The sequence below is a fragment of the Streptomyces sp. URMC 126 genome (genome assembly GCF_051386555.1).
Classification (GTDB): Bacteria; Actinomycetota; Actinomycetes; order Streptomycetales; family Streptomycetaceae; genus Streptomyces.
Genome location: NZ_JBPQTX010000952.1, coordinates 1 through 264 on the forward strand (window position 1 = coordinate 1; position 264 = coordinate 264).

Below are 264 nucleotides of genomic sequence, written 5' to 3' on the forward strand. Positions count from 1 at the left end.
CTTCATCACCTTGAGCCAGCATCCCTCGATGCCGGGGGGACAGAACTGGTTGTTGATCGCGACGAAGGTGGCCGCGTTGTTGCTCACCCGCAGGACCTTGCCGACGTGCGTGTTGGGCACCACGAAGGGTGCCGCGCTGGTCGAGCCGGTCGCCGCGGTCCAGTGATAGCGGGCCCCGTGCTGGAACTCGCCGTCCGGCATGATGTCGTGGGTGGCGTAGATCTCCGTGCCGCCCGCGTTGGCGTTGAGCGCCGGGTTCCAGCG

General features: G+C 67.4%; 1 protein-coding gene. It reads right to left on the reverse strand.

Going from position 1 to position 264, the window contains the following annotated elements; genetic code table 11:
- Nucleotides 1-264: hypothetical protein (locus tag ACSNOK_RS34635; RefSeq protein WP_436784680.1), on the reverse strand; the 264-nt coding region annotated here is incomplete at both ends.